This window comes from Vibrio sp. Y176 (genome assembly GCF_033438945.1).
This window is the reverse complement of record NZ_JAWOQS010000559.1, coordinates 1-686: the sequence shown is the minus strand read 5'-3', so window position 1 is coordinate 686 and position 686 is coordinate 1. Positions and strand designations below refer to the sequence as shown.

At 45.2% G+C, this 686-nt stretch carries 1 pseudogene; it reads left to right on the top strand.

The features are described 5' to 3' along the window. Window positions 1-686, top strand: a pseudogene (locus R7O13_RS27290) (competence/damage-inducible protein A); the annotation flags it as partial.

Sequence of the window (686 nt, the reverse complement as noted above, 5' to 3'; positions counted from 1 at the left end):
AATGACGCGATTTTTTATTTTACTCCTGGTGTACCAAGCGAATTCAAATTGATGGCAGAAACACAAATTTTGCCTGATCTTCGAAGAGTATTTCCTGACGTAAAAGGTTCATGCTGTAGTCGAATCTACACTTTTGGTCTTTCTGAATCTGGGATCTCGGATAAGTTGGATCAGCTAAAACTGCCACAAGGCTATGAGCTTGGGTATCGCTCTTATCTGCCTTTTATTGAAGTGAAGCTGTTTGGCCCGGCAGATCAGCTTGAACAACGTTTGAAGCTGATGCAGTTGATCAACAAGCACCTCGAAAGCAATACGGTTAGCATCGACCTTCCGATGGTTGAGCATGTAGGACAACTGCTGGCGGATAAAGATCTCACACTTTCTGTGTCTGAAAAAAGCAGTGCTGGATATTTAACCTACTGGTTAAACAGTGATGAAAATGCAGAAAAGCAATTGGGTCACGGTTGGGTGCTGGCAGGGCGTAACCAAACTGTAAACCATGAGGGCGATCCATTGGCTGCAACATTTGCTTTAGCGGGAGCGACTCGCGAAAAGTGCGCTACCGATTTAGCAATAGTGACCGTACAGGTTGAAGGTGGGGTATTTTCTGTCGCCTTGTCTACACCATCAGGTGAATGGGGCGCGTCTTATAAGTTGGCGAAAAAGTATCAACGTGACGACCAAGT